This window comes from Homoserinibacter sp. GY 40078 (assembly GCF_008017545.1).
In the GTDB taxonomy this organism is placed as follows: Bacteria; Actinomycetota; Actinomycetes; order Actinomycetales; family Microbacteriaceae; genus Homoserinibacter.
The window spans coordinates 889,900-903,400 of the sequence record NZ_VRTZ01000002.1; the positions used below are offsets into that span (position 1 = coordinate 889,900).

The following is a 13,501-nucleotide window of genomic DNA, read 5'->3' on the forward strand; positions in this document are numbered from 1 at the left end:
ACAGCGTAGCGCCGCCGATACTGCCGCCTCGAGGGATCGCCATCCGCTCGGCCCTGCCCGCCGGTACGCACCTCGCGGGGCTGCTCAGCTCGCAGGATCGATGAACTCCGCGGGCACCGAGTCAGCGAGCCAGACGAGTTCGTTTCCGCGGTAAAACCGGGTTCCCGAAGCGGACGCCCGCGCTGCGTCGACGACGAGCACGACGGGGGTCGGGCTCTTGCGGCCGCCCACCGTGATCGCGGTCTGGCGGTCCGCGGACAGGTGGACGAACTGCCGGCCCATCGGCAGGAGCCCATCGCGCTTGATCAGTTCCTACGTCGCCGGAGCGGTGCCGTGGAACAGCTCGGGAGGAGGTGTCTCAGCGCGCCGTTGGATCCGGCCCGGCACAGAGTGCCCGTACAGCGCACGGATCCGATCCCCGTCCAGCTCGTGACGACGTTTCGCCGCCGTCGCGATCATCCGCTCCAACGCCGCCCGGTCAACCGTGCGCCACTCGCCGCCCCGCTCACGAAACGCCGTCAGCAACTGGTCGACAGAGACCCAACCTTCGTCATCCAACTCGAGCTCATACACCCACGGCTCGTGGCGCAGAGCATGCGAGACGGCACGACTCAGGTCGACATCGTTCGGCATCAGGACACCCTCCTCACCGGCAACCACTCCACGTCTTTCGCCACAACCTCATACGCACCCGAGTCATCCAGGTAGATCAAGAAGTGCCGCATGGTCCAGATCCCACCGGTCACACTCGGCTCAGCATCCCGCAACTCACGAACCCACGAGGAGTCCAGGACCTCGACCAGGGTGTCGTACGCCTCGAAATGCCAGCTCGTGCAATGACTCTCAGCACGGAACCTGTATGCGCGGGCGGTATCGAACCCGATACCTCCCGCGTACAGCCCGCCCATGTACTCGTAGGTGTAGGTCAGCTCGACCGTAGCGCCGAGGTCAGTGAAGACCGCGTCGGTCGTGTAGGCCGAGGGGATCGGCGAAATCTCCCCAATGACCTGCTTATCGGGTGAGAGATCCAACTCAGAGTTGTCGTTCACGCTCTACTCGCGAACCTACTCATTGGAGTCCCTGACGCGCTCGCGTGCCGCACGCAGCCTGGCCTCGTAATCGCTCGAAGAGGGCAGGACTGGCGGATTCCAGCGCAGCCTCCAAGTCCCACGCGGCCCGCTGCTCGGCCTGGTCCTCAAATGCAGTGTCGCGACTCCCGTTGATGCGGTGAAGCCACTCGAAGAGCACAAGCACTTCGTCTTCGGAAAGTTCGATCGAAACCGTGCGCGTTGTCGCCATAGTCGCCCCTCGCTGGTCACTCCCAATACGTGGCGCCCTGCGCCGCGACGTCGAGGCGGAACTCGACCGAACCGATATCTCCTCCGTTGACTTCGAGGATCTCGAGGAACTGGCGCACCGCTTGACGTTCCGCACGAGTCGCGCGCAGGATCGTGAGCGCCGCTGGCAGATCCGCCATCCACGTCTGCACCTGTGCGGAGTCCAGCGCCGCACGTCGCCCCATCCGAACTGCCTCTGCGCCAGGCACCTCCTGCGAGGCGCGCTCCAGGAACCCGATCAACGGCGAGTCATCGTGAATCTCAATGACCGCGACGACTCCGCCGCCCGGATCACGAATCTGCACGAAGCGTTTCAACGATCGCCCCTTCTCGTTGCCACACGCGCGTGCGCCAGGGAACTGAGCCAGCGCCAGCACCGCGGTGAGAATTCGCGATATCGGGTGCTTGCCGGGTCCGAGAGGTGTGCCAGGTCTTCGTCCAGACCATGAAGAACACGTTGGGCTCGTGTCACCTCTCCGAGTAGACCCAGTGCTACGGGATGGTAGTAGCGGGTCAAGAAGTCTGAACTTGCCTCGATGAGAGGCAGCAGGCGCGGCAACGTCGCACCCGATTTCATGTACGGAATTCCATAATTCACGATCGCATCGACCATCTCGCGACCGTCCGCGGTTGGACTATCCGGACCCAGATACCACACACGGAATTCAGGATCAGGCATCAGATACCCGAGAGGGCTGGAAACCGTGGGTGGCGCGTACGGATGAAACCGCTCCCCACGAAGCTCGCTGACGACCCGAGCCAATTCCTGGTTGCGAATTCCGATCACGGGATTGACCGCGAAGTTGCCCGGCAGAGTGTGCTCACTCGCCGTGTTATATCCGAGAAATCCTATTACATCGTCTGCGATGTCAATAGTGAAGACCGAACCGGCCCGTTTGCGGAAACCCACGGTTCGAAGCAACGAGAAGTTCGCCTCAAAGGCCTCCCTCGAGTTCCGATTTCCGGCCATCAGCGCGGCGTCCCCATGACCGCAACCACTCCGCCGCCTGCCCCGGCACGCTTGCGAAGGCCCGCCTGAGTGAGCAGCCCGAAGGCCTCATCAAACGCCGCTTTTCGCGCCATGCCTGCCGTTCATCGTGAGTGCTACTGGGTGCGTTCCCGCTGAAATCTGGGCCCCGCAACAGCAGTAGCTTCTCATAGCTGAACATGACCCACCTACGGCGAGCATGCTCCGTCTGAGCGGTTCAGCGCCTCTCTATCGCCGCCTGAATCTCTTCGACACTCGGCCGATACGACCTGCGGCTCTGCATCCGAAGTTCTTCGAGCCGGGGCAATGCCGCAAGAGGCGCGAGATCGTCGTCGACGACCTTCGTCGAACCGAACATCGACACCTGCTCCAGGTAGTCGAGATTCCGGATCGGGTCGAGCGACGCCAGGTCACCGCACTCGCTGACATTGAGCTTGCGAAGTCCCACGCATCCTGTGAGAGCGTCCAACCGGGTGATCCTGCGGCAACCCTGTAGCGCGAGGTCTTCGATCTCAGATCTGCCCTCCAGTTCAGCGATGTCCGTCAGACCGCTGGCGAGATAGATGCCGAGAAGTCGCAGCCCGGGGAACGCAGAAAGCCCGCCGAGTGATGTGAGCCTCGGGCGATCCTTCAACACCAACTCGGCTAACTGGGTCAGCGACCGGAGAGGTAGGAAGTCCCGCGGCCCGTAGCTTCGCAGGTGCGCGATTTCAATCCCGACCGCAGCGTCGATCGTTGCACTCACCTGGGTCCACGCCGCGCTCAGGCGGCGGAGTGCGGGAAGCCGATCGAGGTCGATCCGTAGTCCAGGATTCGTTACGACACTCAGCCCCCGCAGCGTCGATCCCAGCGAGTAGATCGGAGTTAAGTCCGTGAGCCGCCGGTCGATGACGACCAGTTCTCGAAGGGGCATGCCTTCCAGAAACGCCAAAGATGTCTCGCCGAAGCCCAGGGCGTAGTTCAGCACAAGACGGTCTACCCGGCCACCCCAGACAGCCTCGGCTGCCTCCTTTGTCCACGGGCCGGTGACAACCATCTCGGTCACGCCACCGCGGTCACTCGCCGAATACGGGCGCATCAGCCGTGCGCATCCCGTCTGGTCGCGCTTCCGGAATCATCCGAGCGGATCACGGAGCCCCGTTCCACGCCGATCCGCTGTAGACGCTCAGCGACCGTGAGCCCATCGTGCGGCCTCCTGCGATTCCACCACGGTCCTCCAGCCTCAAGCCATACGGAACGAAAGGCTCCCACTGCGGCCGGAAGTGAATCTTCATAGCCCCACTCGACGCCGCAACATGGGCAAATGTCGAAAGAGGGCGTGCGACCGTCCTCCCCCCAAGGGGGCTCCTCCGACTCGTAGCCGCATACGCGGCAGTAGGCACTACCAACTCCGGCCATTCGCGCACCAATCACATCGATACGTCAACGTCGCCAGCGTCGCGGAGCTGCTTGCGCGCGAGCGGATGACGCAGTAGGCCCGGATGGTCACGGCCAAACTCATGGATCAGATCCCGCGTAAACCGCGCCACCTCAGCCGAGAACTCATCCCACGGCACGGTCAACACCACACCGGAGTAGTTGAACAAGATGCGAACACCACCCGCCACACGCCAAAACGCCAACCAGTGATCGGACTCCTGAAAATACATCACCACCCACGAGGCGATGCTGCTGGCCAGCTCTTCGCGCGCCCACATCACATGGTCCATGAGAAAGAACGCCGCCAGCTGCCACGTCGGAGCGACAACAGTCGCACCGTCAAAAGACATCAGCACTTGACCGAAGAAGTAGCAGGTGGTCAGGTTGGCGTCAGTGTCGCCCTCCGGCGAGCGACGATGCTCCCAGCCCAATGAAGCCTCCGGCCCTTCCTGCCGGAACTCAATCAGAAACGACACACACTCACCTCAGGGTTGGACACTCTGACACTAGTTGGCGGCGAGCCGCGTGACCGCCAGGGGTGCCGAGCTCTCAGCCGGCTTCGAAGCCAACTACTTCCGGCGACGCTTCAGCAACGCGGTCGCTTCTTTGCCGAATACCGGATCGTCCCGGAGTGATTCGACGACTTCGCGACCACGCTCTCCGCCAATCCGGAGGATCGGGGGGATGAAGTGGATGCGCGTGCTTCCCCTGGACGTCTCGGCAAGCAACGCAATGAGATCTTCAAGGTGCTCAGACGTCACCGACGCAGCCAGCGCCGCAGCCAGTCCCTCAGTTGTGTCCGGCCCATCTGCTTCCAGGTACAGGGCACGAAGGCGATCCCAATAGACGGCGGCCGGCTTGACAGCCAACGCTCGAGCGGCCCCCTCGAGAACCCGATCGGGGTATCCCCCACGCTCGAGGTGCTTGATGAGGATCGGGAGCGCCGCTGGGTACGGATCTGAGGTGTTCACGAGGTCCCACACAGAGTCGACATCGATGCCGACACCGCGCAGGTCGTCCACGATCGGACGCCCGGCCTCACGCCACTGGGCTGCCCGCGCTTGGAGTTCGGCTTCCCGTCGGGCAACGGACTCTTGGAACTCGCGATCTTGCGCAAGCTGAGCCATCAGCTCCGCTGCCGTGATGCCACCCGATCTCTTGTTCGCGCGCGTCATGGAATGTACTTCAAGTCGATGTCCTTACGGACGATGGCGGCTCGCAACGTTTGGTCAGGTATGTGTCCCGCTGACGTGCGAGTCGAATCCTCGGCAGGGTATCGCGCAACCGCTGGGTGAACGACTGAATCGGGGGCAGAGCTCACGCTCGACGATCCACATCCTTCATCCATCGCGCAAACGCGTCGGTCTCGACTTCCCGGTTATGCGCCCCGGCCACCACCGCATCGATGTCAATTTTCTGGCCGCGGATCTCGACGGTGCCGTACGTCGCGATCGACCCTCGGCTCGCGATGATGCGGCTGCCGTAGGTGACAACGCCACCCTCGACCATGATGCAGGTGTGAAACTTAGGGTCCTCGGTGCTGAAGCCCATGATTACGTGACTCTGATAGGCGACCTTTCTCTTGCCCCAGGTGTGGAACTCCCACCGCAGGTTCGGGTGCCGCTCGATCATCACGTCACCGAGAAACAGCGCGACGTCATGACAAACCGAATACCAGATCGGAAGCATCCAGCCGGGTCGCTCAGGGTCAGCCTCGACATACGTGAAGAACCAGTCATTCACCGCCTGCACCCCCGCGTCGCTGGTGGTGAGTTCGACACCGCTGGTCAACAGCAGACTAGCCAGCATCTCGATCCGAGCCGCCTTGGTATCCATGCACCGCTTGAACACCTGCCTGGCCTCACGACGTGGAAGCTCCTTCACTGGACCCCAGGCTCCCGGGTCATACGCTTCGTAACCACCCCAGTCGATACTCACTCCAACTCGACAATCTCTATCCCGGGACCGGAGCGGCGGCGCACCTCAGACCCGCAGCTGCGTGATGCAGGGCGCGACGGCACCTGAAGGAGCGGCCGCGCGTCAGCTGGCGGCGCGCTTCGCGCGGCGAGCGGCGAGCTCGTCCTGCGGGTCGACGCCCGCGCTGTCGAGCTCGACGAGGCTCGACTCGACCTCGCGCAGCACCTTGCCCACGGCGATGCCGAAGACACCTTGGCCGCGGCTCACGAGGTCGATGACCTCGTCGTCGGAGGTGCAGAGGTAGACGCTCGCGCCGTCGGACATGAGCGTCGTCTGGGCGAGGTCGTCGACCCCGGCCTCGCGCAACTGGCCGATGGCCGTGCGGATCTGCTGGAGCGAGATGCCCGTGTCGAGGAGGCGCTTGACGAGCTTCAGCACGAGGATGTCGCGGAAGCCATAGAGGCGCTGCGAACCGGACCCGGCGGCACCGCGGATGGTGGGCTCCACGAGCTCGGTGCGGGCCCAGTAGTCGAGCTGGCGGTAGCTGATGCCTGCCGCGCGGGCCGCGACGGTGCCGCGGTAGCCGGCGGTGTCGTCGAGATCCGGGAGTCCGTCCGTGAAGAGGAGGCCGAGGTCGTAGCGGTCCCGGGAGGGGACGTTCGCGGCGCCGAACTGCTCGCCCGTGTCGCTCATTTCGACCGTCCTCCTAGGTCAGCGCTCTGAGACTGACCTTCAGGTTGAAGTTGAAGTTCAGACTCGCTGTCGTTGTCCACGGTACCCACCGCGAGGGGCACCGGCAATCACATCCGCACGAGCGCGCGGCGTGTCGCGCGGAAATCTCCGAGAAGCGGTCAGAGACGCCCGAGCGCGGAGCGGATCAGGCTCGATCGGACCACCTCGAGCTGCCCCGCGATCTCGCGCGCCAGCTCCTGCGCCTTCGCCCGGCTCGACGCATCCTTGCGGCGCGCGATCGGGATGAGAGCCGACTCGATGAGCCCGAGCTCGCGCTCCGCCGCGGCGCGGAACCCGCGCAGGTGGCGCGGCTCGATGCCGGTGCGCTGCAGCTCCACGAGCGCCTTCAGCACCGAGAGCGAATCCTCGCCGTAGTGATCGGCCGGAACGATGAGCGACGCCGACACGGCATCCTGCAGCAGCATCGCGTTCGCGCCCGCCTCGCGGATGAGCTCCTCGCGCGAAAGACGGCGCTCGGTCGGCAGCATTGACGGCGCCTGCACGGTGACCCCGCCGGGCAGCACCGGCTCACGCCCCGCGTCGAGCTCTTCCAGGTATCCGCGGATCACCTTGAGCGGCAGGTAGTAATCGCGCTGCATCGAGAGCACGAGACGCAGCCGCTCGAGATCCGCGGACGAGAACTTGCGGTACCCCGACTCGGTGCGACTCGGGGTGATCAGCTGGCGCTCCTCGAGGAAGCGCAGCTTCGACGGCGTGAGGTCGGGGAACTCGGGGTTCAGACGGGCGAGCACCTGCCCGATGCTCAATAGTGAAGACGAGCCCGGAACCCGGGCGGCGGACGACGCAGGCATCAGCGGGTCGAACTGCGATCGGCTCGGGATGCGTAGAAGGTGAGGCGGAACTTGCCCACCTGCACCTCCGCGCCGTCGGAGAGCAGCGCGGAGTCGATCCGCACGCCGTCGTAATAGGTGCCGTTCAGCGACCCGAGGTCGCGCACCTGGAACACCGAGCCGGTGCGTGCGAACTCCGCGTGACGTCGCGACACGGTGACGTCGTCGAGGAAGATGTCGGCATCGGGGTGACGACCCGCGACCGTGCTGTCGGCGTCGAGCAGGAAACGCGCGCCCACATTCGGCCCGCGGCGCACGACGAGCAGCGCGGAGCCCGACGGCAGAGCCGCGATCGCCTCCTGCTCCTCGGACGTGACGCCCGTCTCGAGGGCGGCGAGCTCACTGCGGAAATCGTCCGTGAAGTGGGCGGTCGTGTCGTTCGACACGGGATCCGGCTGAGCCGGGACATCCGTCGCGTCGGGTCCGTCTGTGGCGTCGTCGACCATGGCGCCCTCCTTCAGCTCCCCAGAGTATCCGATGCGGTCGCGTCCGCTACCCGCGCTTCACGAACCAGTCGGATGGTCTCGCGAAGGTAGATGACGCCCGCCCACCAATACAGGAAAGCGCCCCACAACGCGAGCGCCCACCCGACCGGATCGCTGTAGACGGCGACCTCGGGAACGGCCGCACCGAGCACGATGACCGGCAACGCGAACAGGAGCGAGAAGGTCGCCACCTTGCCGAGGTGGTGCACCGGGAGAGGGCCGTAGCCGTGGTTCGCGAGCACCACACCGAGGCACGCGAGCGCGACATCGCGCGCGACGATCACCGCCACGAGCGTCCACGGCAGGAACTCGTGCCACGCCAGTCCGATGAGGGTCGAGAAGATGAAGAGCCGGTCGACGGCCGGATCGAGAAGCTGCCCGATGCGGCTCACCTGGTCGAAGCGGCGCGCGATCCAGCCGTCCACGAAGTCGGTGACGCTCGAGATGACGATGACCGCCAGTGCCCACTCGTACCGCGCGGCCGTCAGAAGCCACAGGAAGACGGGGATGAGGACGAGGCGCACGAGGCTCAGCAGGTTGGGGATCGTGACGATCCGCGCGCTGACCTCGGTCATCTGACCTCCTCGCGGCGAGTCTAGCCGCGCGTAGGATGCGGCCATGACCCCGCTGATCGTCGTCATCGTCATCGCCGCCGCAGCAAGCGCGTTCGTGTGGGTCTCCTCCCTCATCACCCGGGACACCTCGTGGGTCGACCGGCTGTGGTCGATCGTGCCCGTGATCTACGTGTGGGTCTTCGCCGCGGGATCCGGGTTCACCGACGCGCGCCTCATCCTCATGGCGGTGCTCGTGACCCTGTGGGGCGCGCGGCTCACGTTCAACTTCGCCCGCAAGGGCGGCTACACCGGCATGGAGGACTACCGCTGGGCGATCCTGCGCGCCCGGATGAGCGCCGCGCAGTTCCAGGTGTTCAACCTCCTCTTCATCGTGCTCTACCAGATGGCCCTGCTCGTGCTCATCACGCTGCCGGCCCTCACGGCGCTCGAGAACCCCACCCCGTTCGGCCCGCTCGACGCCCTGATCGGCATCGCCTTCCTCGCGGCCCTCGCGGGCGAGACGATCGCCGACCAGCAGCAGTGGAACTTTCACCGGTGGAAGCAGGCGGAGGTCGCCGCCGGCCGCGAACCCGCCCCCCGCTTCCTGCAGACCGGGCTCTGGCGCTACTCGCGGCATCCGAACTTCTTCTTCGAGCAGACCCAATGGTGGCTGCTGTTCCTGCTCGGAGCCTCCGCCGCCGGGACCGTCATGCTGTGGACGGTCGCCGGACCCGCCCTGCTCACCGTGCTCTTCGTCGGTTCGACGATCTTCACCGAGTCGATCAGCCGGGAGAAGTACCCCGAGTACGCCGACTACCAGGCGCGCGTGTCAGCGATCGTTCCGTGGTTCCCAAGGCGACGCACAGCGAACACAATGACCGCGTAGGGCGTGTCGTCCGATCGGTTGCCCCCAGAAGGGGGGTCAAATAGGGGTAGTCCTGTTGCAGGCTCACTTCCCCAGTGACTAGGTTGACGGGATCGGCAGACCCTACCCAGGTCTGTTGCACCCGAAGCACCACGCCCCCCGCGACTGCCCCCAGTCATCACTCCCCCGAATACCGCCCGTACTGACAGCTCCCTGCGAGCCTGCCTGTTCCTCCCCCCAAGCAGGTACCCGTGTTCCCCCACACCCCGTATTCCCCTGCCCGCATACCCGAAAACGCGAGCCCGCACCCCCGCCTCGACGGCTCGGGAGGTGTGCGATGACGAGCGCTGCCCAGCCTTGGTCGAGCGTCGACGGACGCCCCACGCTCCGGATCGTCTCGGCGCCCGTGCGCCGCGAGCACACCTCGCCCGGCATGCGCGGAATGCGCCGCTACCGCGCCGCGCTCTCCGTGATCGACGGAACCGTGATCACCTCGAGCGCAGGACTCGCGCTGCTCGTGCGTTTCGGCGCCCCGCCGCTTCAGCCCTCCCAGATCGGCGGGCTCGTCGTGTACGCCGTGATCGCCGTGCTCATCGCGATCGCCTGGTACATCGGCCTCGGCCTCTACCGCACCCGCGACCTCCGCATCATCGGATCGGGGCCCTCCGAGTACCGCCGCATCGTGAGCGCCAGCATCACGGTGTTCGGGCTCGCAGCGATGCTCCTGCTGCTCGTCAACGTGCCGATCGTTCGCGGCTTCTTCCTGCTCGCACTCCCCATCGGGCTCCTCGCGCTACTGCTCGGGCGCTGGTTCGCCCGCCGCGGCCTCCTGCGGATGCGGCGCTCCGGAAAGTGCACGAGCGCGACGGTCGTCGTCGGCTCCGCGAGCGACGTCGAGCGCGTGCTCACCACACTCGCCCGGCACCCCGGCTCCGCCTACCGCCCGATCGGCGTCGTGCTGGATGACCGGGCCGGCCTGGTGGAGCTGCCGATGCGCGGGCGTCGCCCCGTGCCGGTGCTCGGCACGATCGACGACGTCGGCGACACCATCCGCGAGCACAGCATCGACACGGTCATCATCGCCGGCCAGCCGGCGGGTGGCGGGGACTTCATCCGTACGGTCGGGTGGGAGCTCGAGCGCACCGACGCCGAGCTCATGATCGCGTCGCGCCTGACCGACGTCGCGGGCCCCCGCATCCACTTCCGTCCCGCCGACGGCCTGCCGCTCATGCACGTCGAGCTTCCGAGCTACGAGGGCGGCAAGCACATCGTCAAGCGCGCCTTCGACGTGACGGTGAGCGCGCTCGCGCTGCTCATCCTCGCCCCCGTGCTCGCGGTCGTGGCGATCGCCGTGAAAGCACACGATGGCGGACCGGTCCTGTTCCGTCAGGAGCGGGTGGGGCGCAACGGCGAGACCTTCTCGATGTACAAGTTCCGCTCGATGGTGCTCGACGCCGAGGCGCAGCTCGCGAAGCTGCAGGCGCAGAACGAGGGATCCGGCGTGCTCTTCAAGATGCACGACGACCCGCGTATCACCCGGCCCGGTCGGATTCTGCGCCGCTACTCCCTCGACGAGCTGCCGCAGCTGTGGAACGTGCTGACCGGTGACATGAGCCTCGTCGGACCCCGTCCGCCGCTCGTGACCGAGGTGGAGCGCTACGAGCAGCACGTGCTGCGTCGCCTCTACATCAAGCCCGGACTCACCGGCATGTGGCAGATCAACGGACGCTCCGACCTCAGCTGGGACGACAGCGTGCGACTCGACCTGTACTACGTGGAGAACTGGTCGCTCACGGGCGACCTGCTGATCCTGTGGCGCACGGTGCGAGTCGTGCTGCGCCCGACGGGAGCGTACTGATGACGCGCGTCGAGGCCGCCGCCGAGGCACACGTGCGACCTCGCTTCGGCGAGACGCTCGCGCGGATGTCGGCCGCGCAGAAACCCGGTCGCGGGGCTCCCCCGTACTCGCGCTGGATCAACCGCCGGATGGGCCGCGTCATCGCGGCGGCGGCGTACACCGTCGGCGCGACCCCGAACCAGGTCACCGCCGCCAGTGCCGCGCTCACCACCGGTGCGCTCGTCGTGATCGCGCTCGTCGAGCCGGTTTGGTGGCTCGGGTTCGTGGTGGCCGGGCTGCTCGTGCTCGGCTACGCGTTCGACGCCGCCGACGGACAGCTCGCCCGCCTGCGCGGCGGAGGCAGCCGTGCCGGCGAATGGCTCGACCACATGGTCGACGTCACCAAGACCTGCGCCCTGCACGCCGTGGTGCTCATCTCGTTCTTCCGCTTCGGCGGTATCCCCGGCGAGCCGTTCCTGCTCATCCCCCTCGGATACCTCACCGTCTCGATCGTGCTGTTCTTCGGCATCATGCTCGTCGACCAGCTTCGTCGTCAGGCCGCCGCGCAGGGTGCCGCTCCAGCCGCGCCCTCCGGGGGCTCGGGGCTTCTGCAGACGCTCGTCGCACTGCCCGCCGACTACGGCATCCTCTGCATCGCGTTCTTCCTCTTCGGTGTGACGCCCGCGTTCCTCGTCGCCTACACCCTCTTGTTCATCGGGCACACGGTCGTGCTGCTCGGGGCGCTCGCGAGGTGGTGGCGGCAGCTGCGGGCACTCGACGCGGAGGCCTCCCGTGCGTAGCGGCCTGCGGATCCTCGTCGACGCGTACTGGTGGAGCGCCGGCCCGCCCTCCGGGCGCAACGTCGTGCGCAGCTTCGTACGCACCTGGACCGAACTGCACCCCGAGGACACCCTCGTGCTCGAGGTACGCCCGGGTCACGTTGACCAGGTACGCCGCGACCTCGGGAGCCAGGGCATCGGCGCAGAGGTGCGCGGGGCGCCCGCCTGGGCGCGCGTGCACGCGCTCGCCGCCCTCACGCTCGGCAGCAGATCCACCGGATTCGACGCCGTGTTCACGCAGAACTTCGCCGCGCTCAGCCTGCGCGCCTGCTCCGCGGTGTTCGTGCACGACGCGATGTTCGCGGAGCATCCGGAATGGTTCGGCGCACGCGAACGCGGCTACCTCGCGCTGCTGCGCCCGAGCCTCCGCCGTGCGCAGGTCGTGCTGACGAGCTCGCACACCGAAGCCGCCCGGATTCAGCGCGTGTGGCCGGAGACCCGCGGGCGTGTGCTGGCCGTCGGGCTCAACCCTCCGCGCGACTTCGCCGATGCGAAGGACGTGCGCCCCGCCGCGGCCGACGGGCACCCGTACGTGCTCGCCGTCGGGCGCATCAACGTGCGGAAGAATCTGCGCCGTCTCGTGGAGGCATTCCTGCGCGATCCCCTTCCCGCGGATCACCACCTCTACATCGTGGGCCGACCGGACGGGCTCGCCGAGATCATCCCCGAGGGAGACGAGCGGATCGTCGTGCTCGACGACGTCGACGACGCCCAGCTGCGCTGGCTCTATCGGCACGCGGAGGTGTTCGCGTTCCCCTCGCTCGACGAGGGGTTCGGACTCCCCCTGGTCGAGGCCCGCTCACTCGGAGCGCGCGCGATCGTCAGCGACATCCCCGTCTTCCGCGAGCTCGACATCGCCGAGGACTACTTCGACCCGACCTCGGTCGACGACATCGTCCGGGCACTCGCCGCCACTCGGATCCGCCCCGAGACGCCCGCCCCCGAGTGGCAGGGCAGCTGGGCCGAGACCGTCAACGCGACCCGCGCCGCGCTCGTGGGCACCTGCGCGAACGGAGGCCACCGTGTCGCGGTTGCGTGATGCCTTCGACGAGCGGTACCGCGCCCAACGCGGCATCGCGGCCACCGACCCCGAGGTGACCGACGGCGAGATCGTCGCGTTCGCCGCCCGCAAGGCGGCTCAGCGACTGCGCGCGCTCTTGCACGGGATGCCCCACAGCTACCTCGGCCCCCGGGTCAGCATCGCGAATCGGCGACGTCTGCACTTGGGTCACGGCACGTCGATCGCCGCCGACGCCGTGATCGACGCGCTCTCGCGCGACGGAGTGCGCCTCGACGATGCCGTGACCGTGGACCGGCGCGCCGTGATCCGCGCGACCGGCTCGATCCGCCGTATCGGCGTGGGCGTGCGCATCGGTCGCCGCAGCGCCGTCGGCGTCGACTGCTTCATCCACGGCGGAGGCGGCGTCGTCATCGGGCGCGACGTGCTGCTCGGACCCTCGGTGCGCATCTTCTCCGAGAACCACGACTTCGACTCGCGTGATGTGCCGATCATCGAGCAGGGCGAGACGCCCGGCTCGGTCGAGATCGGAGACGACGTGTGGATCGGCGCCAACTCGACTGTGCTCGCCGGAGCCCGGATCGGCACCGGCGCGATCGTCGCCGCAGGCGCCGTAGTGCGCGGCGAGGTTCCCCCGTACGCGATCGTCGCCGGCGTGC

At 66.8% G+C, this 13,501-nt stretch carries 16 protein-coding genes and 1 pseudogene; 5 read left to right on the top strand and 12 right to left on the bottom strand.

The features are described from left to right. Positions 1-84: 84 nt before the first annotated feature. The 12 genes and pseudogenes from FVQ89_RS14655 to FVQ89_RS13070 form a co-directional block, all read right to left on the bottom strand. A pseudogene (locus tag FVQ89_RS14655) lies at positions 85-633 on the bottom strand (RNA 2'-phosphotransferase). Further along, positions 633-1,049: a hypothetical protein gene (locus FVQ89_RS13020; protein ID WP_147902341.1), complete on the bottom strand. Its 417-nt coding sequence runs from the start codon at positions 1,047-1,049 to the stop codon at positions 633-635. The pseudogene FVQ89_RS14655 and the gene FVQ89_RS13020 overlap by 1 nt, the downstream one beginning before the upstream one ends. Positions 1,050-1,315: 266 nt before the next feature. After that, positions 1,316-1,642: a hypothetical protein gene (locus FVQ89_RS13025; protein ID WP_147902342.1), complete on the bottom strand. Its 327-nt coding sequence runs from the start codon at positions 1,640-1,642 to the stop codon at positions 1,316-1,318. 8 nt (positions 1,643-1,650) lie between these two features. Next, entirely contained in the window at positions 1,651-2,247 is a 597-nt protein-coding gene (locus tag FVQ89_RS13030) for a hypothetical protein (protein WP_147902343.1), read from the bottom strand. A gap of 295 nt (positions 2,248-2,542) precedes the next feature. After that, entirely contained in the window at positions 2,543-3,370 is an 828-nt protein-coding gene (locus FVQ89_RS13035; RefSeq protein ID WP_147902344.1) for a hypothetical protein, read from the bottom strand. Between the two features lie 364 nt (positions 3,371-3,734). Next, positions 3,735-4,220, bottom strand: coding sequence for a hypothetical protein (locus FVQ89_RS13040; protein WP_147902345.1), 486 nt, complete (start codon positions 4,218-4,220; stop codon positions 3,735-3,737). A 93-nt stretch (positions 4,221-4,313) separates the two neighbouring features. Next, on the bottom strand, positions 4,314-4,919 hold the full coding sequence (locus tag FVQ89_RS13045) for a hypothetical protein (protein WP_147902346.1): 606 nt from the start codon (positions 4,917-4,919) through the stop codon (positions 4,314-4,316). 142 nt (positions 4,920-5,061) lie between these two features. Beyond that, positions 5,062-5,628 (bottom strand): hypothetical protein, encoded by a 567-nt coding sequence (locus tag FVQ89_RS13050; protein ID WP_147902347.1) that lies wholly within the window; start codon positions 5,626-5,628, stop codon positions 5,062-5,064. Positions 5,629-5,784: 156 nt separating this feature from the next. Further along, the gene (locus tag FVQ89_RS13055; RefSeq protein ID WP_147902348.1) at positions 5,785-6,354 is read right to left on the bottom strand and encodes a MerR family transcriptional regulator; all 570 of its coding nucleotides are present in this window, start codon (positions 6,352-6,354) and stop codon (positions 5,785-5,787) included. Positions 6,355-6,512: 158 nt separating this feature from the next. Continuing rightward, the gene (locus FVQ89_RS13060) at positions 6,513-7,205 is read right to left on the bottom strand and encodes a MerR family transcriptional regulator (RefSeq protein ID WP_147902349.1); all 693 of its coding nucleotides are present in this window, start codon (positions 7,203-7,205) and stop codon (positions 6,513-6,515) included. Further along, entirely contained in the window at positions 7,205-7,690 is a 486-nt protein-coding gene (locus FVQ89_RS13065) for an FHA domain-containing protein (protein WP_147902350.1), read from the bottom strand. Before FVQ89_RS13065 ends, FVQ89_RS13060 begins: the two co-directional genes overlap by 1 nt. A gap of 11 nt (positions 7,691-7,701) precedes the next feature. Continuing rightward, positions 7,702-8,304: a CDP-alcohol phosphatidyltransferase family protein gene (locus FVQ89_RS13070; RefSeq protein WP_147902351.1), complete on the bottom strand. Its 603-nt coding sequence runs from the start codon at positions 8,302-8,304 to the stop codon at positions 7,702-7,704. 43 nt (positions 8,305-8,347) lie between these two features. Here FVQ89_RS13070 and FVQ89_RS13075 point away from each other — a divergent pair, with 43 nt between their 5' ends. The 5 genes from FVQ89_RS13075 to FVQ89_RS13095 all read left to right on the top strand — a co-directional run. Continuing rightward, the gene (locus tag FVQ89_RS13075; RefSeq protein WP_147902352.1) at positions 8,348-9,169 is read left to right on the top strand and encodes a DUF1295 domain-containing protein; all 822 of its coding nucleotides are present in this window, start codon (positions 8,348-8,350) and stop codon (positions 9,167-9,169) included. A gap of 316 nt (positions 9,170-9,485) precedes the next feature. Further along, positions 9,486-11,006 carry a sugar transferase gene (locus FVQ89_RS13080; RefSeq protein WP_147902353.1) on the top strand — a complete coding sequence of 507 codons (1,521 nt, stop codon included), beginning with the start codon at positions 9,486-9,488 and terminating at the stop codon, positions 11,004-11,006. Next, positions 11,006-11,785, top strand: a complete 780-nt coding sequence (locus FVQ89_RS13085) for a CDP-alcohol phosphatidyltransferase family protein (protein ID WP_147902354.1) — start codon at positions 11,006-11,008, stop codon at positions 11,783-11,785. The genes FVQ89_RS13080 and FVQ89_RS13085 overlap by 1 nt, the downstream gene beginning before the upstream one ends. Further along, positions 11,778-12,863, top strand: a complete 1,086-nt coding sequence (locus FVQ89_RS13090) for a glycosyltransferase family 1 protein (RefSeq protein ID WP_147902355.1) — start codon at positions 11,778-11,780, stop codon at positions 12,861-12,863. The genes FVQ89_RS13085 and FVQ89_RS13090 overlap by 8 nt, the downstream gene beginning before the upstream one ends. Beyond that, on the top strand, positions 12,847-13,501 hold a 655-nt coding region (locus FVQ89_RS13095; RefSeq protein ID WP_187265026.1), incomplete at its 3' end, for a DapH/DapD/GlmU-related protein. The genes FVQ89_RS13090 and FVQ89_RS13095, both read left to right, overlap by 17 nt.

Excerpts from the sequence above, each read along its gene's own strand:
- FVQ89_RS13075 (WP_147902352.1), top strand. The coding sequence starts at position 8,348 with ATGACCCCGCTGATCGTCGTCATCGTCATCGCCGCCGCAGCAAGCGCG.
- FVQ89_RS13070 (WP_147902351.1), bottom strand. The coding sequence starts at position 8,304 with ATGACCGAGGTCAGCGCGCGGATCGTCACGATCCCCAACCTGCTGAGC.
- FVQ89_RS13080 (WP_147902353.1), top strand. The coding sequence starts at position 9,486 with ATGACGAGCGCTGCCCAGCCTTGGTCGAGCGTCGACGGACGCCCCACG.
- FVQ89_RS13085 (WP_147902354.1), top strand. The coding sequence starts at position 11,006 with ATGACGCGCGTCGAGGCCGCCGCCGAGGCACACGTGCGACCTCGCTTC.
- FVQ89_RS13045 (WP_147902346.1), bottom strand. The coding sequence starts at position 4,919 with ATGACGCGCGCGAACAAGAGATCGGGTGGCATCACGGCAGCGGAGCTG.
- FVQ89_RS13060 (WP_147902349.1), bottom strand. The coding sequence starts at position 7,205 with ATGCCTGCGTCGTCCGCCGCCCGGGTTCCGGGCTCGTCTTCACTATTG.
- FVQ89_RS13055 (WP_147902348.1), bottom strand. The coding sequence starts at position 6,354 with ATGAGCGACACGGGCGAGCAGTTCGGCGCCGCGAACGTCCCCTCCCGG.
- FVQ89_RS13065 (WP_147902350.1), bottom strand. The coding sequence starts at position 7,690 with ATGGTCGACGACGCCACAGACGGACCCGACGCGACGGATGTCCCGGCT.